Raw genomic sequence first — 17550 nt, forward strand, 5'->3', positions numbered from 1 at the left:
CGCGAACCGCTGAACCCCTCACCGATGCGCTACGAGTTGTTCATTGGCCTGCGCTACTTGCGCGCGAAGCGCAAGGAAGCCTTCGTGTCGCTGATCACCATCATGTCGATCTTCGGCGTACTGATCGGCGTGATGACACTCAACATCGCGCTGGCGATCATGACCGGCCTCGAAGAGGACCTGCGCGACCGCATCCTCGGCTTCAATCCCCACGTCGTCGTGTTGAGCTACAGCGACAACATCCCGAGCTACCAATCGGTGGTCGACCGCATCCAAACCATCCCCGACATCGTGGCGGTGGAGCCGTTCGTCTACGGGCAGGTGATGCTGTCGACGCAACAGAACATGTCCGGCGTCGTGGTGCGCGGCGTGCTCCCGGCACGCGGCGGCGCGGTGGATTTGGAGCGCTACCTGTCGCAAGGCCACCTCGAAGATCTCGCCACGCTCCACACGGTGCAACGCGATCCCGGGATCGGCGGCACCGTGCAGTTGCCCGGCCTCATTGTCGGCAAGGAGCTGGCCCGGCAACTCAGTCTGGTGATTGGCGATCCGGTCAGCGTAGTCTCCCCGATGGGCACGCCGAGCGCGGCCGGATTGGTGCCGCGAGTGCGGCGCTTCGCGGTGGTGGGCGTGTTCGACTCGGGTATGTCGGAGTACGACGCCTCGCTGGTGTACATGAGCATCGTCGATGCGCAGCGGTTTTTCGATCTCACCGACGCCGCCACCGGCATCGAGATCCGCGTGCGCGATCTCTACCAAGCCAGCCGCGTCGCGGCGGCGGTTAGCAAGGAACTCGGCTTTCCCTACCGCGTACGCGATTGGATGGAGGTGAACCACAATCTGTTCTCGGCCCTCACGTTGGAAAAGACCGTGTACTTCATCGTGCTGATGCTGATCATCTTGGTGGCCGCGTTCAACATCGTGGCGACGCTGATAATGGTGGTGATGGAGAAACGCAAGGACATCGCGATTCTCAAATCGATGGGAGCGACCGCCACCAGCGTGGCGCGGGTTTTCGTCTACAAAGGCCTGATCATCGGCGTCGTCGGGACGCTGCTCGGCAACCTCGGTGGCTATCTGGGTTGTGTGGCGCTGCAACGCTACGAGTTCATCAAGCTGCCGGCCGATGTGTTCTACGTCTCCACGGTACCGGCCAAGATGTATCCGGAGTACTTCGCGGCGGTGACGTTGGCGTCGCTGCTGATCTGTCTGCTGGCCACCATCTATCCCGCGCGTCAAGCGGCCCGCCTCGTGCCGGTCGATGTCATCCGCTATGAGTGACGCGCCGTTGATTCGCGCAGTGGGCCTGACGAAAGTTTACGGCGACGGCGGCCACACGGTGCCCGTGCTCACCGGCCTCGACCTCGAAGTGCAAGCTGGAGAGATGGTGGTCATCGTCGGCGAGTCGGGCGTCGGCAAGAGCACACTGCTGCACATCCTGGGAGCGCTCGATCGGCCCACGTCGGGACAAATTTATTTCGACGGCACGGATCTCGCCACGCTCGGCGAGCGCGAGCTGGCGGGGCTGCGCAATCGCGAGGTCGGCTTCGTATTCCAGTTTCATCATTTGCTGCCCGACTTCAGTGCACTTGAGAATGCGATGATGCCGGCGCTGATTCGCGGCGACTCTTTCGAACAGGCTGCGACGCGGGCGCAGGAACGGCTGACGCAAGTCGGACTCGCCGATCGCTTGACCCACAAGCCGGGCGAGTTGTCGGGTGGCGAGCAGCAGCGCGTGGCGATCGCACGGGCTGTCGTGGGCTCGCCGCGTGTGATCTTGGCCGACGAACCGACCGGCAACCTCGATCCAGCCACCGCCGATAGTGTCCACACTCTGTTGGTGGAGTTGAACAAAGGCCACGGGATTACCTTCGTGATCGTCACGCACAACGAACGGCTGGCGGCGCTGGCCGATCGGACGTTGCGGCTCTATCACGGAGCCCTGACGTGTTGAGTCGCGGCGTGGCCCGGCCGCGCTTTACAGCGAGCAAGGCGTTTGGTAGCCAATCGCTCCAATCAAGCGTGCGGAGAGCGTGGGTGCGTGCACTGCCGATGATACTGCTGGTGGGGCTCGTGCTCCACATCGCCAACCGGCCGGGTCTCGCGGCAATGGTCGGCGACGGGCACCTCATCGTTTCGCGGGTCATCATCGCCGGCAACCAGCGCGTGGAGGAAGAAGCCATTCGTGTGCAACTGCGCATGCGCGCCGGGGCCGCCTACGATCCCGCGACGGTCGACGCTGACGTGCGCGCCCTCTACAAAATGGGCTTCTTCGACAATGTGCAGGCCGATCTGTCGCAGCAAGGCGGTGCCGAGCAGGCCGATCAATTTATCCTCACCTACCAGGTCACCGAGCGGCCGCAGATCAAAACTGTGGAGTTGGAAGGCAACAAAAAGATTGACAAGGAAGAACTCGAAAACGCCCTCAAGATTCGCCCACACACCATTCTCGATCCGATCAAAGTGCGCCACGGCATCGAGGAAGCGCGCAAGCTGTACGAGGCGAAGGGCTACCTCGACGCGAAAATCACCTACACCGCCGTGCCGCTCGGCAACAACGAAGTGACCATGAAGTTGCTGGTGGACGAGGGCAAGATCATTCGCATCGACGAGATCATCTTCGAGGGCGCTCGCAAGATCCCGCCCAGCACCTTGCGCAAAGTGATGCAGACCAAGGAGAAATGGATCTTCTCCTTCATCACCGGTGCCGGCACGCTCGACCGCGACGTTCTCAAGACCGATGTCGAACGGCTCACCGCCTACTACTACGATCAGGGTTATATCGACGTGCGCATCGATGAACCGGTGATCGAGCGCAAAGGGGACGGGCTGTTCGTCACTATCAAGATCGACGAGGGCGACATTTACAAAGTGGGCAAGGTCGACATCGCCGGCGATCTGGTGGCGGACATCGACGGCGCTCGCAAAGATCTCAGCTTGATATCGGGCGAAACGTTTCGCACCAGCAAGCTGCGGGAGGACATCAACAAGCTGACGGAGTTCTACGGTGATCGCGGGTACGCCTTCGTCAACGTCGCGCCGGAAACCCAGGGAACCCCCGGCGAGAAGGTCATCAGCGTCACTTACAAGGTCAGCATGGGCCCCGCGGTCACGTTCAACAAGATCGAGATCACCGGCAACGTTAAGACCCGCGACAAAGTCATTCGCCGCGAACTGGCGGTGCAAGAGCAACAGCTGTTCTCCGGCTCCGGTTTGCGGCGGAGTCAGGAGAAACTGCGCCGCCTCGGATTCTTCGAGGACGTGAACCTGACGACCCGCAAAGCGGAAGGCGAGGATCGGCTCGATTTGCTGGTGGATGTGAAGGAAGGATCGACCGGGACGTTCTCGGCGGGCGCCGGGATCAGTTCGGGTGAGTCGTTCCTGTTCAACGTGCGGTTGTCAGAAATCAACTTGTTTGGCCGCGGCCAGCGTCTGGTGCTCAACACCGACATCGGATCGCTCCGCCGACAGATTCAGTTGACCTTCACCGAGCCGCATTTCCTCGACACCGAGCTCAGCCTCGGCGTCGACGCGTTCAACTGGCAACTGATCTTCGATCAGTTCACCCGCGCCGGTACCGGTGGATCGATTCGGACGCTCTATCCGTTTTCGGCGTTGGGCTGGAACAAGCTGTGGGGCTTCTCGCTTGAGGACACGCGCGTGGGTCTCGAGTATCACATCGAAGACGTGACGATTAAGAATGTCGCCTCGGGGGCGTCCGTCAGCATTCTCGAAGCGGAGGGGACCAGCGTAGTCAGCAGCATCATCCCGCGGTTGTATCGCGACACGCGCAACCACCCCTTCGATCCCACCGGCGGATCGCTGCAAGACTTCTCACTCGAGGTGGCGGGAATCGGGGGCAATGCACGGTACATCAAGCCGGAGGTGCGCTTGCGTTCGTACTTCCCCTTTTACAAGAGTCCGACACTCGGCACCTTCGTGTTTGCGCCCGGCCTGACATTCGGGTACGGGCTCGGCTATGGAGGCCAGACCGATTTGCCGCTGTTCGAACGGTATTTCCCCGGCGGCATCAATTCGGTGCGCGGATTCAAAGTGCGCTCGCTCGGGCCGCTCGAGCAACTCTTCAACTCCCGTGGCCAGTCACTGGGTTTCGACGAGATCGGTGGGAGCCAGCAACTGATCTTCAACGAAGAAGTGATCTTTCCGATCGTCGAGTCGCTGGGGTTGAAGGGTGTCGTCTTTTTTGATGCCGGCAACGCGTTCGCCAATGGGATCGAGTTCAGTGAGCTGCGCCCGACAACGGGCGGGGGCATCCGCTGGTTGTCGCCGATCGGTCCGTTGCGGATCGAACTTGGCTTCCCGCTCAATTCGCGGCCGGGCGACCAAACCAGCACGGTGTCGTTCTCGTTCGGCGGGCCGCCGTAAGGACAATACGCACTATCGAGGTGTACAGAGGAATGGAGGCAAGGACATGAAGTGGGTTGTAGGGGCCGTGCTGCTGGGGCTCGTCGTTCCGGCGTGGGCCGAGGGCTCGCCGAAGATCGGTTACGTCGATCTACAGCGCGCGCTCAACGAGTCGGAAGCGGGCAAGAAGGCGCGTGAGGATTTCAAGGGTCAGGTCGACAAGGCACAGGCCGGCTTGAAGAAGCAAAAGGAAGAGGTCGAGGCATTGCGCGAGCAGCTCGAGAAGAAGGCGCTGGTGATGAAGGAAGAAGAGCGCGGCAACCTCGAGAAGGATCTCGGCCGCAAAGGGCGCGACTTCGAGCGCTCGTACAAGGATTCGCAGGCCGAGCTGCAAGCCAAGGACAACGAACTCACGGCCGTGATCCTGCGGGAGCTGCAGGTAGTGATCAAGGCCTTCGGCGATCACGAGGGCTATACGATGATCTTCGAGAGCTCCAGTAACGCCATGCTGTACGGCGCCAAGGACGTGGATCTCACCGAGCAGATCATCCAGCTGTACAACGGCCAAAGCGGTGGCAAGAGCCGCGCGAAGACCAAGGACAAGGAGAAGGAGTAATGGCGGCCGGCGATGGCGGCTTCGATCATCATGAGATCGCCCGCCTGCTTCCGCATCGCTACCCATTTCAGTTCGTCGATCGCGTCGTCGAGTTCGTTGATGGCCAGCGCATCGTTGCGCTCAAAAATCTCTCGCTGCTCGATCCGTTCTTCCGCGGCCACTTCCCCGACAACCCGGTGATGCCGGGCGTCCTGATCTGCGAAGCCTTGGCGCAGGCGGGCGCCCTACTCGCGCATCGCTCGACCGACGGTGTGCCGCCGGAAGCCGGTGTGGTGCTGAGCGGCCTCGACAACGTGCGCTTCCGCCGCCCGGTGGTGCCCGGCGATCAGCTGCGACTCGAAGTCACCATCACGCGCCGTCATCGCCCCTTGTGGCGCTTGCATGGGCGCGCGACCGTCGACGGGCAACTCGTGGCCGAAGCGGACATCCTCGCCATGGAAGTCAGCCGGAGCCGTCGTGCCTAAGTCGATCCGTCAACGTCCGCGCAAACAGGCGGCGAGGCGGGTGCGGCCACAGCCTAAGCCGCGACGCGCGGCGCCCCGTCGTGCCAAGGCGGCGCCGTCACGCATTCATCCGACAGCGATCATCGCGTCCGGCGCTGTGCTCGGCGCCGACGTCACCGTCGGCGCCTACACCGTCATTGGTCCACGCGTCCGAATTGGAGCTGGCACCTGGATCGGCCCGCACGCCGTGATCGACGGCCACACCACGATCGGCGCCGGCAATCACATCTTTCAGTTCGCAGCGATCGGCGCGATTCCGCAAGATCTCAAGTACCGCGGGGAAGACAGCGAACTCATCATCGGCGATCACAACATGATCCGCGAGTTCACCACGCTCCACCCGGGCACCACCGGCGGCGGTATGATCACCCGCGTCGGCCACCACAATTTGCTGATGGCCTACACGCATGTCGCGCACGACTGCCGCCTCGGCGATCACAACATTCTAGCTAATGGGGCGCAGCTCGGCGGCCACGTGACCGTGCAAGACTACGCTGTCGTCGGCGCGCTGGTCGGCGTGCTGCAGTTTGCCAAGATCGGCGAATCGGTTATCTTGGGCGCCGGTTCGATGGTGTCACAAGACGTTGCCCCCTTCTGCAATGCGACCGGCGACCGGGCCGTGCTGCACGGCCTCAACACGCTCGGTCTACAACGGCGCGGGTTCGGTGAGGACATCGTTCGGGCGTTGAAGCAAGCGTATCGCATCGTGTTCCGCTCCGGGCTCAAGCTGGCCGAAGCGGTCGCGCAGGTGCGCGCCGAGTTGCCGGGTTTCCCAGAGGTCGACCGTTTCATCAGGTTCATCGAAACCTCCGAGCGGGGCGTGTGCCGCTAGGAGTGGACGGTCCACGGTTGCGCAACCGTCGACTGTCGACTGGTCTGATCGTATGCAACGCGTCGGACTAATTGCCGGCAACGGTCGCTTCCCGCTGATCTTCGCGGAAACCGCGCGCGCGGCCGGCTATGAAGTTGTCGCCGTGGCCCACGAGGGTGAAACGCCGCCCGAATTGAGCGCCGCCGTCGCCAGCATCACCTGGATTAAAGTCGGCGAATTGGAACGCATGGTTCAGGCCTTCCGGTCGCATCAGATCACGCAGGCGGTGATGGCTGGCGGCATTCGCAAGGCGACGTTGCTCACGAACTTCGCGCCCGACGAGCGCGCCATGCGCTTCCTTGCGCGGCTCACCGCGTTCTCCGACGACACGCTGTTGCGCGGTGTGGCGGAGGAGCTCGAAAGTGAAGGCGTCCATATCGTCGACTCGATGCCGTTCCTGGATTCCATCTGCACCACCGAAGGTGTGTTATCGGCGCGAGCGCCGGACGAGCGCCAGTGGCGCGACATTCGTTTCGGGTTTGATGTCGCCAAGGGTGTCGGCCGCTTTGACGTGGGGCAGAGCGTGGTCGTCCAGTCGGGGATGGTGCTGGCCGTCGAGGCGATCGAGGGCACCGATGCCGCGATGCAACGCGCCGGGCAACTCGGAGCCCGCGGCGCCGTTGTGGTTAAGGCCAGCAAGCCGGGGCAAGATCTGCGCTTCGACGTGCCCGCCGTCGGACCCGGCACGGTGAACGTGGCGCGGGCGGCGGGGATTGCAGTGATCGCCCTCGAAGCCGGTCGGACGTTGATGCTCGACAAGGTCGCGTTTCTCGCCCAGGCCGATGCGGCCGATCTCGTCATCGTTGGAATCGCGGTTGGAGTCGCTCCCAGCCCATGACGCGCACCGGTTCATCTCCGCTGCGGGCCGCGGTGATCGGGGCGGGATATCTCGGACCATTTCACGGCGACAAGTACGCGAGCTTGGAGAATGTCGAACTCGTCGGCATCGTCGACATCGATCCCACGCGCGCGGCCGAGTGCGCGCAACGCTGTCATACGCGGGCGTTCACCGACTATCGCGCGCTGTTCAACCAAGTCGATTGCGTCAGCCTCGCCGTCCCGACCACGGCGCACGCGGTGATCGCGCGCGACCTGCTGCAGCACGGGATCGACGTGCTGGTCGAGAAACCGCTCACCGCGACGGTCGCTGAAGGGCGCGAGCTCGTCGCGGTGGCGGAAGCGTGCGGGCGTATTCTGCAGGTCGGACACCTCGAGCGGTTCAATCCCGCCATTCGTTCGCTCGCCGGCGTGTTGACGCAGCCGCGCTTCATCGAGTGCCATCGCCTCGCGTCGTTCGTCGAGCGCGGCACCGAAGTCGATGTCATTCTCGATCTGATGATTCACGACCTTGACGTGATCCTCAGCGTCGTGCGTGGCGAGGTGGAACGCATCGAGGCGGTGGGCGTGCCGGTGCTGACCGAACAGATCGACATCGCCAACGCGCGGCTCCGCTTCAGCAGCGGCTGCATCGCCAACGTGACCGCGAGTCGGGTGGCGACCAAGCGTGAACGCAAGATCAGGTTTTTCCAATCCGACACGTATGTCTCGGTCGACTACGACGCCAAGTACACGCGCATCCTGCGTCGGCGCGCGGGCGCGAGCGGTTCGCCCGAGATCGATGCGGAGGAACTCCAGTTCACCGACGCCGACTCGTTGCTGGCGGAGATCACGGACTTCGTCGACGCCGTCCGTCATCGTCGCGCGCCGGTGGTCGATGGACGCGCCGCGCTGCGCGCGCTCGAAGTCGCGCATCGCATCAAGGACGCCGTGGAAACCATATGAACGACGGCCTCGCCGCCTCGTCTTCGGGGACGAAGCGCGTCTTGTTGGTTGCCGGTGAAGCCTCGGGTGATTTGCACGCTGCAGCCCTGGTTCTTGCGTTGCGTAAACTGGATACGACCATTGAAGTGTCCGGCGTGGGTGGCCAGCATCTGCGCGCGGCCGGCATGCAGATCCTGGTCGATACGGCGCACGTCGCCACGATGGGGTTCACCGAGACTTTCGGCACACTCGGGCGGCTGCTCTCGACCTATCGCCGCTTGCTGCGCTTCCTCGACGAGCACAAGCCGCGGGTGGTGATCCTGGTCGACTATCCCGAGTTCAACATGTTGTTGGCCCGGGCAGCGAAGCGCCGCGGCATCCGCGTATTCTACTTCATCGGCCCGCAAGTATGGGCGTGGCGGCGCGGGCGGGTGCGCAAGATCGTCGAGCGCATCGACCGCATGGCGGTGGTGTTTCCGTTCGAGCCCGAACTGTACAACGTCAACGGCAGATCGGTGGCGGAGTTCGTCGGCCATCCGCTCTTGGATCGCGTGCGCGTGACGGCATCACGCGCCGAGACGCTGGCGCGCCACGGGCTCGATCCCACCAAGCGCACGCTCGCGTTGTTGCCCGGCAGCCGCAAGAAGGAAGTGCGCCATCTGCTCGCGCCGAGCATCGCCGCGGCGCAACGTTTGATAGCCGAAGACGGGTGGCAGGCGATCGTGGCACTGGCGCCAACGGTGAGCGTTGACGAACTGCGCGCGACGCTGGGTCGTGACGTGCCGATTCCAGTAGCCGTCGACGACACCTACAATGTCGTCGCCGCCGCGGATGCGGCGTTGGTGACCTCGGGCACCGCGACCCTCGAGACCGTCCTGCTCGGCTGCCCGATGGTGATCATGTATCGCGTATCGCCCGTGACCTTTGCGGTGGCGCGTCGATTGGTGCACCTCGATTACATCGGCATGCCGAACATCATTCTCGGCCGAGCGGTGTTTCCCGAGTTGCTTCAGCGGGCGGTCACTCCGGACGCGTTGGTGGCCGCAGTGCGCGGCCTAGCGGCGCGGCACGAGGAACACGTGGCGGCCTTGGCGACCGTTCGCTCACGTCTTGGCACGCCGGGGGCAGCGCAACGGGCCGCCGCTATGGTATTGGAGTTGGTGTCATGAGCCAGATGTATCGCCGCCTGCTCAAGTACCTGCGCCCGTACTGGTGGCCGCACTTCACGCTCGCCGTCGTGTGCATGGTGTTCTACAGCGCCAGCAACGGCGTGATGCCGTTCCTGGTGCGCCATATCTTCGATGACGTGTTCACCAACAAGGACGCGCTGTCGCTCCAAGTGCTTCCCGGCATCATCATTGCCACCTTTCTGGCGCGGGGCCTGTTCGGGTTCGGCAATACCTACCTCACCGAATACGTCGGCCAACGCATCATCGCCGATTTGCGCAACGAACTGAACGAGCACGTCCAGCGCCTGTCGCTGTCGTTCTTCAATCGCACTCCGACCGGCACGATTCTGTCTCGTATCACCAACGACGTGGCGTTGGTGCGCTCGGCCCTCACCGACGCCGTCGCGTCGATTCTAAAGGACGCGACCTCGCTGCTGGTGTTGGTCGGGGTCGCCTTCTGGCAAGACTGGCTGCTGTCGCTGATCGCGTTCATCGTGTTCCCGGCCTCGGTGCTGCCGATCATCCGGCTCTCCAAGCGGTTGCGGGGCTTCAGCAAGAAGGGTCAGGTATCGATGGCCAACCTCACCGTCCTGCTGCAGGAAACGGTGCAGGGCAATCGCGTGGTGAAAGCGTTTGGGATGGAACAGTACGAGCAGCGCCGCTTCGCCGAGGAGAATGATCGCCTGTTCAAGTTGTCGATGAAGGCCACGCGCATCCGGGCATTCACGAACCCGATGATGGAAGTCCTGGCAGCGTTCGGGATCGCCGGCGTGGTCTGGTACGGCGGCCACAGCGTCATCGCCGGCGGCCGTACCCAGGGCTCGTTCCTAGCGTTCCTGACCGCGTTGTTTCTGCTCTACGATCCGTTCAAAGCGCTGGCGAAGACCAACAACGTCGTGCAGCAAGGCCTCGCCGCCGCCGAGCGCGTCTTCGAGTTGCTCGACACCGAGACCGACGTGCCCGAGCACGCCGACGGCCGACCGATGGGTCTGCTACGCGATGGTATCGAGTTTCAGCATGTCGGCTTTCGCTACGATCACGACCTCGTGTTGAACGACGTGAACCTCAAGATCATGCGTGGAGAGTTGGTGGCGCTGGTGGGGACGAGCGGTGGCGGCAAAAGCACGCTCGCCGACTTGGTGCTGCGGTTTTACGACGTCACAGAAGGCGTCATCAAAATCGACAGTGTGCCGGTGCGGGACTTCAGCCTGCAGAGCCTGCGCGCGCAGATCGCGCTGGTCACGCAGCATACGTTTCTCTTCAACGACACGGTGCGGAGCAATATCGCGTACGGCAACATCGACTGCGGCATGGACGCCATCATGGCGGCGGCCCGGGCGGCCAACGCGCACGACTTCATCACGGACTTGCCCAACGGCTACGACACCGTGATCGGCGAGCTCGGCTTCAAACTCTCGGGCGGCCAACGTCAACGGCTCGCGATCGCGCGGGCGTTGTTGAAGAACGCGCCGATTCTGGTGTTGGACGAAGCCACCTCGGCGCTCGATAACGAGTCGGAGCGGCTCGTGCAGGTCGCGCTCGAAACGCTGATGGCGGGGCGCACCACGCTGGTGATCGCTCACCGGCTTTCGACCATCCGCCGCGCCGACAAGATCGTCGTGCTCTCCGGCGGCCGGGTGATAGAGCAGGGCACGCATGATGAGCTGCTCGCGCTCAATGCCGAGTATCGCAAGTTGCACGATCTGCAATTCGAAGAGCCCGAGTCGTCGGGCGCCAAGCTGCTGCACTGATGCGGTCGCGAAGAAAGTTGCGCGAGCGGCTGCTCGGGATGCTGGTGGTGGTTGCACCGATGCTACTGAGCGGGGCGCTCTGGCTGGTGGCCAAGACGATTCGAGTCGAGTATCGCGGTGCCGAGCCGCTGTTCGAGTGCTGGCGGCGCGGCGAGAAGGTGATCATCGCCTTCTGGCACAACCGATCCGTGCTCATGCCGGTGCCATATCGCGGCGAGAAGATGTGCATCATGAATAGCCAGCACCGCGACGGCGAGATCGCCACACGCGCGCTCGCGCGTTGGGGCATTCGTTCCGTGCGTGGCTCGGCGACGCGTGGCGGAGCCACCGGGTTCCTGCAACTCGTCAACGCCTATCGTGAGGGATACGATCTGGCGGTGGTACCCGACGGACCGCGCGGTCCACGCTACGTCGTGAAGCCCGGCGTGATCCATCTCGCCAAAGCCACCGGCGCACGCATCTTTCCGGTTACCTACGCTGCGGGTTGGCGGAAGCAGCTGCGCAGTTGGGATCGGCTGATCATTCCTCTCCCATTTTCGCGCGTGACGTTCATCATTGGTGCACCGATTGAAGTGGATCGGCACGCCGACGAGGGCGAAGTCGAGCGCCAGCGCGGCGCGCTTGAACAGCACCTCAACGCCATCACCGCGAGTGCCGATCAGGCGTTGGCCGCTTGACGAATCTGTCGAGAGTGATGCCGCGCACGATGAGGCGGACAATGAGCAGGTTGGCCTACGATGCCCTCGGTGCGGTGGTGACAGTGGTCGCCACGCCGGTGCTGCCGGTGGTGGCGCTCACGCGGCATGGCAGCGGGCTCGGCGAACGTCTCGGCGTGCTGCCCGAATCCGTGCGCGCCCTCGCCGGACGCGGCGCGATCTGGATTCACGCCGCCTCGGTGGGCGAGGTGCACGCGGCGGCGCCGTTGATTGAGGCGCTGCACGCGCGCCAGCGCGGACGGCCGATTCTGGTCACCACGACCAGCCGCACCGGGCGCGAGCAGGCACGCGGCCTTGCCGGGGTCGCCGCCGCGATGCTGTTGCCGGTCGACATCCGCTGGATCGTGGCGCGCGTGGTCCGTTTCGTTGCGCCGTCCGTCCTCGTGATCGTCGAGACCGAAATTTGGCCCGCACTATTGCACGCGGCGGCGGATGCCGGCGTGCCGGTGGTGATGGTCAGTGGCTGCATTTCGGATCGCAGTGTGGCGCGGTTCGGCTTCATGGGGACCGTTGTGGGGCCATTGATGCGCGATGCGCTTGCGCGGGTCACGGAGTTCGGGATGCAGACCGCGGCCGATGCCGACCGCATGATGGCGTTGGGCGCGCCACCCGATCGCGTGCGTGTGACCGGGAGTTTGAAATACGCCCGCTTGGCCCCGGCGCAATTGCCCGACGTACCTCATCCGCTACCTGGGTTGGCGGGCCGTCCGTTGTTGATCGCAGCGAGTACGCAGCCTGGTGAAGAACAGGTGGTGATCGAAGCCTGCGCCGGACTTTGGTCCGCATACCCCGACTGCGTGTTGCTGCTGGCGCCACGCCGGCCCGAGCGCTTTGACGAAGTGGATCGCTTGCTGCAGCAAGCCGGCGTGCGCCGGCAGCGGCGCAGTGATCTCGGATCGGCGGTGCGGCCCGACACCCAGGCGGTTTTGCTCGATTCGGTCGGCGAACTGGCCGGCCTGTTGCCGACGGCGCGCGCCGTGTTCGTCGGGGGCACGCTCGCACCGTTGGGCGGACACAACGTGCTCGAACCCGCGGCAGCCGGCGTGCCGGTCTGCTTTGGCCCGTGCACGGAGAACGTCGCCGAGGCGGCGACGGCGTTGCTTGTCGGTGGCGGGGCTACGCTCGTCCACGACGCCAACGAGTTGCGCGCGCTGTGGCGACGATTGCTCGCGGATGAAGGGGAGGCTCGCGCGATAGGCGCGCGCGCCTTGGCGGTGGTGCGCGCGCGCGCGGCAGTGATCGAAGATACCGTGGCGCTGGTGGAGCGGGCGCTCCGATGACCGTTGCCCGACGCGTGCGCGAATCGGTGTGGCCGCGACGTGGCGTCGCCGGCTGGATCGGGTGGTTGGCGCTGCGGCCGCTGGCGAGCGTCTTCGGCGTCGCGGTGAGCGCCCGCAATCTCGGCTATCGCGTCGGTGTGTTGCGCACGGCGCACGCACCGCTGCCGGTGGTCAGCATCGGCAACCTTACGGTCGGTGGAACCGGCAAAACGCCGATGACGCTGTGGCTGGCGGACACCTTGCGGTTGCGCGATTGTCGCCCCGCGATCTTGCTGCGCGGCTATCGCGGGAGTGCCGATGGAGTGACCGTGGTGTCGGAGGGACAGGGGCCGCTGGTGAGTGTCGAGGATGTTGGTGACGAGGCGGTGATGCTGGCGCGCCGTTTCGCCGGCGTCGTGCTCACCGCGCGCCGCCGGATCGACGGTGCGCGACGCGCCGCGGAACTTGGCTGCAGCTTGCTCCTGCTCGACGACGGATTTCAACATCGCGCGTTGGCGCGCGACTTCGACGTGGTGTTGGTGAGCGAGATGCGCGGACCGTTGCTGCCTGCCGGCCCGAATCGCGAACGGCCAAGCGCGTTGCGGCGCGCCGATGCCATCGTCGCGATCGGCAGCGACGGCGAGCGGACGGCGCCGACGTTGCCGCGCAGCGTGGCCAACAAGCCATTCTTTCATGGGCGGTTTGTGCCGAGCGGGTTGATCACGTCTGATGCGGGCATGTGGCGCGAGTTGCCGCTCGCCGACCTCGCCGGGCGGCGGGTCGCGGCGGTGGCGGGCATCGGGTCGCCCGATCGCTTCTACCGGCTGCTCCACCAACTGGAGGCGCAACTGGAAGAGATCATCGAATACCCGGATCACCACCGCTACACACGCGCGGATTGGCAAGAGATCACGCGCCGCACGCGCAACCTGGATTTGGTGGTGACGACGGAGAAGGACCTGGTGAAGCTGGAGGCCTTTCCCTTTGCAAGAGGTAAACTGGTTGCGCTACGAATTACCGCGGAAGTCGACCGCGGCGACGAATTGGTCGAGCTGATGCTGGCTCGCGCCGAAACCAGCGCCGCGACTGTAGGAGGAACCCATGGCGATCAGTAAGGAACTATTGGACATCCTGGCGTGCCCCAAGTGCAAGGGCGAGATTCATCTGACCCCAAAGGAAGACGGCTTGGTGTGCAACGCGTGCAAGCTGTTGTACCCGATCAAGGATGACATCCCGATCATGCTGATCGACGAGGCGATTCGAATGGAATCGTGAAGCGTGAAGCGTGAGTCGTGAGACGTGAGCCGAGCTTGGGACACGTCTACATCGGGACAATTCACGAGTCACGACTCACCACTCACGCCGCCCGCCATGCGCATCGTAGTTGCCCAGACCAGCTTCCTCGGCGACGTGGTGCTGAGCACTCCGGTGTTCGCGGCACTCAAACGGCGCTGGCCCGAGAGTCACCTCACCGCGTGGCTGCGACCCGAGGCGGCTGCCGTGCTCGCGGGTCATCCGCACGTTGATGCGGTGCTGGTTGACGACAAGCGCGGTGCCGACCGCGGGCTGCGCGGTCTCATGCGATTGCGCGCGCGACTGCGTGCTGAACGCTTTGATCTCGCGGTCGCACTCCACAAGTCTCTGCGTACCGCCGTGCTGCTCGCGCTGGCCGGGGTGCCGCGACGAGTCGGCTTCCGCCAAAGTGCGGGCTGGTTTCTTTATCCTGAGCGCGTGAATCGCGACCCGACCTGTCACGACGTGGAACGCAATCTGTCGATCGTATCGGCGCTAGGCATCGATCCTAAGCAGGGGTCGCCACGGCTGTTGGTGGTACCGACCAGCAGCGCGTGCGATCGTGTCGCGGCGTTGTTGCGGGAGGCGAACGTTGGCGAACAGCAGCCACTCGTTGGAATCGCCCCGGGATCGACGTGGGCGACGAAACGATGGACAGTCGAAGGCTACGCCGAGGCAGTGCGCTCACTCGCCGCCGAAGGCTATGGCGTGCTCCTGTTCGGCGCACCGAACGAGGGTGGGATCGCTGACCGGGTTAACCAAATGGCTGGTGGCGTCGCGCTGAACCTGGTGGGTCGCACCGACGTGGGCATGTTGGTGGCGGCGATCGATCGTGTCCAAGTATTGCTGTGCAACGACAGCGCGCCGATGCACATCGCGGTCGCGCGTGACATCCCGGTGGTCGCGGTATTCGGCCCGACGCATCCGCAGCAAGGCTATGGTCCGTACAGCGTTCGCGCGACCGTGGTGCAGCGTGACGATCTCGATTGTCGGCCGTGCGGTCGCCATGGTGCCGCCGTCTGTCCGATCGCGACCCACGCGTGCATGGTCGGGATCAATGCAGCGACGGTACTCGCGGCGGCGCGCCGCCTTCTCGATGCGCGCGTGGTGGCGCGCCCTCACTTGGTTGCTCCGTGAGCGCGCGGCGCGAGCTGCCCCGTGGTTTCGAGTTGATCCGGGACGGGCGGGTTGAGATGGAGGTGCGCACCGATGTGCGCGCGCCCGTCCTCGAATTGCTCCAACAATGGGCAGCGAATGCGATGCCGGTGGCCTCGCGGTCACTCGCCGGTGGCCGCGGCGGCATTGCGGTGTTCGACCTGGCGCCTTCGCTGGCGGTCGTGCTGAGGCCAGGTCGCCGTGGCGGCTGGGTCGGCCGCTTCAATCGCGGCCTGTATCTCGGCTTCGAGCCGCGCCCGTTCAGTGAATTGGCGGTCGCCGAGATCATCCGCGCGCGTGGCGTGCCGACGGTCGAAGTACTCGGTGCGGCGGTGAACTGGCGCGCGCCTGGCTGCTATCAAGGCGCGGTCATCAGCCGCGAAGTCCCGCAGGCGGTCAATCTGTGGCAGTACCTCAACTCGATCGGTGCGAGTGAGCGAGTGCGCATCTGCGCGGTGGCTGCACAGGTGACACGCCGGCTCCACGATGCCGGTGCCATTCATCCTGATCTGAATCTGCAGAACTACTTGGTGCGGCGCGGGGCAGCCGGAGTCGAGGTGATGATCATCGACTGCGACGGTGTGCGACTGCGGCCGGCGTTTGATCGGGATCGCCAGGCGGCGCTCGCGCGGCTGCTCCGCTCGGTGCACCGTCTCGATTCATCGTCACGAATCGTCACTGGCGAATGCATCGAGGCGCTGCGAGCCATCGGCGTAGCGGACGGGACGTGAGTATGCGGGCGCAAGTGGCGGCGTGGCTCACCAGTGCAGCCGGGCGGCGATGGATTCTGCGCGCACTGTTGGCGTATGCGGTGATCGGCTGCGTTGTGTGGATCCAGCGGCCGGGCGACTTCGCTGGCTACGTTGTGGTCGGCGACTTGGTGCGGAGCGGCGCTCACATTTACCGTGACGCGCCGCCGGGGCTGAACACGTGGCCGCCGTTCTTCAGTCTGTTGTGCGTGCCGCTCGCCGTGTTGGCGACACCGACCCCGTATCTGGCGCGAGGCGTTTGGCTCCTCCTCAACATCGGGTTGTTGCTGCTCGTGCTGCATCTCATTTGCCGGCTGGTCTATGGCCGCGCGCTCAGCCTGCGCGCCAGCGAGTCCACCGGGACCTCGTTGGCGGCGCCGGAGATGCTGATGCCATTGCTTATCACTGATCGCTACGTGAGTGGTAACTTCGATCACCTGCAGGTCAACATCGTGATCTTCGCGCTCGCGTTGGGCGGCCTGTACTGGCAACGGCGTGGTCGTTGGCTGCTCGGCAGCGCCGCGCTTGGGTGCGCCGCGGCGATGAAGGTCATGCCGGTGGTGTTCATTCCCTACCTCGCCTACCGGCGTCGCTGGCGTGAGGCGATCGCCACCGCAGTCGCGACGGCGTTGCTGTCGCTTAGTCCGATGTTGCTGTTCGGTTGGAATCGCTTCTGGGACTACGTGGCAGCGTGGCGCGCGGCGGTTGCGGTCGGCTGGGGCGTCGGCAAGATGAATCAATCGGTGTTTGCGATGTGGGATCGATTGCTCGGTCACGGCATGTGGCCGTTCACGGTCGACGGCATGAACGATGTGCCCGAGTCGGGCGCGGCGATAGTGACAATCGTTTCAGCGCTGACTCTGGTGGCGATCACACTCGCGGCCTTGTGGTGTTTTCGCGCAGAGCACGATGACGAGTGGCGCACCGTTGCAGAATGGAGCGTCGTGTTCATCGTCTCCGCCTTGTTCGGTCCGCTAACTTGGAAGGCGTACCTGGTGGTGTTGCTGTTGCCGCATACGCTGCTGTTCGCCGCGTGGCGCGTGCCGGATGCCGATCCGCACATACAGCGACGGGTGGGCTGGATTCTCGCATTGTCGGTCGCGCTCGGCGCGCTTCCGTCGCCCGGGCTGGTAGGCAAGAGCGTGGCAGGAATGCTGGAGATGTCGTCGGCAGTGACCGTGTCGGTGCTGGTGCTCCTGAGCGGAGTGCTGTGGCTCATCAGTCGGCGGTCCCGTTTCCTGTAGGGGCGACGCATGCGTCGCCCGCAGCGAAGTGATGCACCCACTGCGGAGAAGACGGAGGGCGATGCATGCATCGCCCCTACGCTTCAGAGAAGGCCGCA

17 protein-coding genes are annotated in these 17550 nt (G+C 64.4%); all 17 read left to right on the plus strand.

Annotation, left to right across the window (positions count from 1 at the left end; genetic code table 11):
* The first annotated feature begins 24 nt into the window (after window positions 1-24).
* The 17 genes from HYR72_19530 to HYR72_19610 all read left to right on the plus strand — a co-directional run bounded on the left by HYR72_19530 (window position 25) and on the right by HYR72_19610 (window position 17452).
* Entirely contained in the window at window positions 25-1281 is a 1257-nt protein-coding gene (locus HYR72_19530) for a lipoprotein-releasing ABC transporter permease subunit (protein ID MBI1817168.1), read from the plus strand.
* A complete protein-coding gene (locus HYR72_19535) occupies window positions 1274-1954 on the plus strand; it encodes an ABC transporter ATP-binding protein (GenBank protein ID MBI1817169.1) in 681 nt (226 codons plus the stop codon). The genes HYR72_19530 and HYR72_19535 overlap by 8 nt, the downstream gene beginning before the upstream one ends.
* A gap of 83 nt (window positions 1955-2037) precedes the next feature.
* The gene (gene bamA / locus HYR72_19540; GenBank protein ID MBI1817170.1) at window positions 2038-4386 is read left to right on the plus strand and encodes an outer membrane protein assembly factor BamA; all 2349 of its coding nucleotides are present in this window, start codon (window positions 2038-2040) and stop codon (window positions 4384-4386) included.
* 46 nt (window positions 4387-4432) lie between these two features.
* On the plus strand, window positions 4433-4981 hold the full coding sequence (locus tag HYR72_19545) for an OmpH family outer membrane protein (protein MBI1817171.1): 549 nt from the start codon (window positions 4433-4435) through the stop codon (window positions 4979-4981).
* Window positions 4981-5445: a 3-hydroxyacyl-ACP dehydratase FabZ gene (gene fabZ, locus HYR72_19550; GenBank protein MBI1817172.1), complete on the plus strand. Its 465-nt coding sequence runs from the start codon at window positions 4981-4983 to the stop codon at window positions 5443-5445. Before HYR72_19545 ends, fabZ begins: the two co-directional genes overlap by 1 nt.
* Entirely contained in the window at window positions 5363-6316 is a 954-nt protein-coding gene (lpxA, locus tag HYR72_19555; protein ID MBI1817173.1) for an acyl-ACP--UDP-N-acetylglucosamine O-acyltransferase, read from the plus strand. The genes fabZ and lpxA overlap by 83 nt, the downstream gene beginning before the upstream one ends.
* Before the next feature lie 52 nt (window positions 6317-6368).
* Window positions 6369-7193, plus strand: coding sequence for a UDP-2,3-diacylglucosamine diphosphatase LpxI (gene lpxI / locus HYR72_19560; GenBank protein MBI1817174.1), 825 nt, complete (start codon window positions 6369-6371; stop codon window positions 7191-7193).
* Window positions 7190-8137: a Gfo/Idh/MocA family oxidoreductase gene (locus HYR72_19565; GenBank protein ID MBI1817175.1), complete on the plus strand. Its 948-nt coding sequence runs from the start codon at window positions 7190-7192 to the stop codon at window positions 8135-8137. Before lpxI ends, HYR72_19565 begins: the two co-directional genes overlap by 4 nt.
* The gene (gene lpxB / locus HYR72_19570) at window positions 8134-9285 is read left to right on the plus strand and encodes a lipid-A-disaccharide synthase (protein ID MBI1817176.1); all 1152 of its coding nucleotides are present in this window, start codon (window positions 8134-8136) and stop codon (window positions 9283-9285) included. Before HYR72_19565 ends, lpxB begins: the two co-directional genes overlap by 4 nt.
* Window positions 9282-11036: a lipid A export permease/ATP-binding protein MsbA gene (gene msbA / locus HYR72_19575; GenBank protein ID MBI1817177.1), complete on the plus strand. Its 1755-nt coding sequence runs from the start codon at window positions 9282-9284 to the stop codon at window positions 11034-11036. The genes lpxB and msbA overlap by 4 nt, the downstream gene beginning before the upstream one ends.
* Window positions 11036-11713 (plus strand): lysophospholipid acyltransferase family protein, encoded by a 678-nt coding sequence (locus HYR72_19580; GenBank protein ID MBI1817178.1) that lies wholly within the window; start codon window positions 11036-11038, stop codon window positions 11711-11713. Before msbA ends, HYR72_19580 begins: the two co-directional genes overlap by 1 nt.
* Window positions 11714-11754: 41 nt before the next feature.
* On the plus strand, window positions 11755-13032 hold the full coding sequence (locus tag HYR72_19585; protein ID MBI1817179.1) for a 3-deoxy-D-manno-octulosonic acid transferase: 1278 nt from the start codon (window positions 11755-11757) through the stop codon (window positions 13030-13032).
* Window positions 13029-14126 carry a tetraacyldisaccharide 4'-kinase gene (gene lpxK, locus HYR72_19590; protein MBI1817180.1) on the plus strand — a complete coding sequence of 366 codons (1098 nt, stop codon included), beginning with the start codon at window positions 13029-13031 and terminating at the stop codon, window positions 14124-14126. Before HYR72_19585 ends, lpxK begins: the two co-directional genes overlap by 4 nt.
* On the plus strand, window positions 14113-14286 hold the full coding sequence (locus HYR72_19595; GenBank protein ID MBI1817181.1) for a Trm112 family protein: 174 nt from the start codon (window positions 14113-14115) through the stop codon (window positions 14284-14286). Before lpxK ends, HYR72_19595 begins: the two co-directional genes overlap by 14 nt.
* A 96-nt stretch (window positions 14287-14382) precedes the next feature.
* Window positions 14383-15441, plus strand: a complete 1059-nt coding sequence (gene waaF, locus HYR72_19600) for a lipopolysaccharide heptosyltransferase II (protein ID MBI1817182.1) — start codon at window positions 14383-14385, stop codon at window positions 15439-15441.
* Window positions 15438-16190, plus strand: a complete 753-nt coding sequence (locus HYR72_19605) for a hypothetical protein (protein MBI1817183.1) — start codon at window positions 15438-15440, stop codon at window positions 16188-16190. Before waaF ends, HYR72_19605 begins: the two co-directional genes overlap by 4 nt.
* Window positions 16187-17452 (plus strand): DUF2029 domain-containing protein, encoded by a 1266-nt coding sequence (locus tag HYR72_19610; protein MBI1817184.1) that lies wholly within the window; start codon window positions 16187-16189, stop codon window positions 17450-17452. The genes HYR72_19605 and HYR72_19610 overlap by 4 nt, the downstream gene beginning before the upstream one ends.
* Window positions 17453-17550 lie beyond the last annotated feature (98 nt).

Source organism: Deltaproteobacteria bacterium, from assembly GCA_016178705.1.
Lineage (GTDB): Bacteria > Desulfobacterota > Binatia > HRBIN30 > JACQVA1 > JACOST01.

Coding starts and splice junctions, on each gene's coding strand:
- lpxI (MBI1817174.1), top strand. CDS start 6,369: ATGCAACGCGTCGGACTAATTGCCGGCAACGGTCGCTTCCCGCTGATC.
- waaF (MBI1817182.1), top strand. CDS start 14,383: ATGCGCATCGTAGTTGCCCAGACCAGCTTCCTCGGCGACGTGGTGCTG.
- lpxA (MBI1817173.1), top strand. CDS start 5,363: ATGGGCGCGCGACCGTCGACGGGCAACTCGTGGCCGAAGCGGACATCC.
- msbA (MBI1817177.1), top strand. CDS start 9,282: ATGAGCCAGATGTATCGCCGCCTGCTCAAGTACCTGCGCCCGTACTGG.
- fabZ (MBI1817172.1), top strand. CDS start 4,981: ATGGCGGCCGGCGATGGCGGCTTCGATCATCATGAGATCGCCCGCCTG.
- HYR72_19535 (MBI1817169.1), top strand. CDS start 1,274: ATGAGTGACGCGCCGTTGATTCGCGCAGTGGGCCTGACGAAAGTTTAC.
- lpxB (MBI1817176.1), top strand. CDS start 8,134: ATGAACGACGGCCTCGCCGCCTCGTCTTCGGGGACGAAGCGCGTCTTG.
- HYR72_19585 (MBI1817179.1), top strand. CDS start 11,755: ATGAGCAGGTTGGCCTACGATGCCCTCGGTGCGGTGGTGACAGTGGTC.
- HYR72_19580 (MBI1817178.1), top strand. CDS start 11,036: ATGCGGTCGCGAAGAAAGTTGCGCGAGCGGCTGCTCGGGATGCTGGTG.
- HYR72_19595 (MBI1817181.1), top strand. CDS start 14,113: ATGGCGATCAGTAAGGAACTATTGGACATCCTGGCGTGCCCCAAGTGC.
- HYR72_19545 (MBI1817171.1), top strand. CDS start 4,433: ATGAAGTGGGTTGTAGGGGCCGTGCTGCTGGGGCTCGTCGTTCCGGCG.
- HYR72_19530 (MBI1817168.1), top strand. CDS start 25: ATGCGCTACGAGTTGTTCATTGGCCTGCGCTACTTGCGCGCGAAGCGC.
- HYR72_19565 (MBI1817175.1), top strand. CDS start 7,190: ATGACGCGCACCGGTTCATCTCCGCTGCGGGCCGCGGTGATCGGGGCG.
- lpxK (MBI1817180.1), top strand. CDS start 13,029: ATGACCGTTGCCCGACGCGTGCGCGAATCGGTGTGGCCGCGACGTGGC.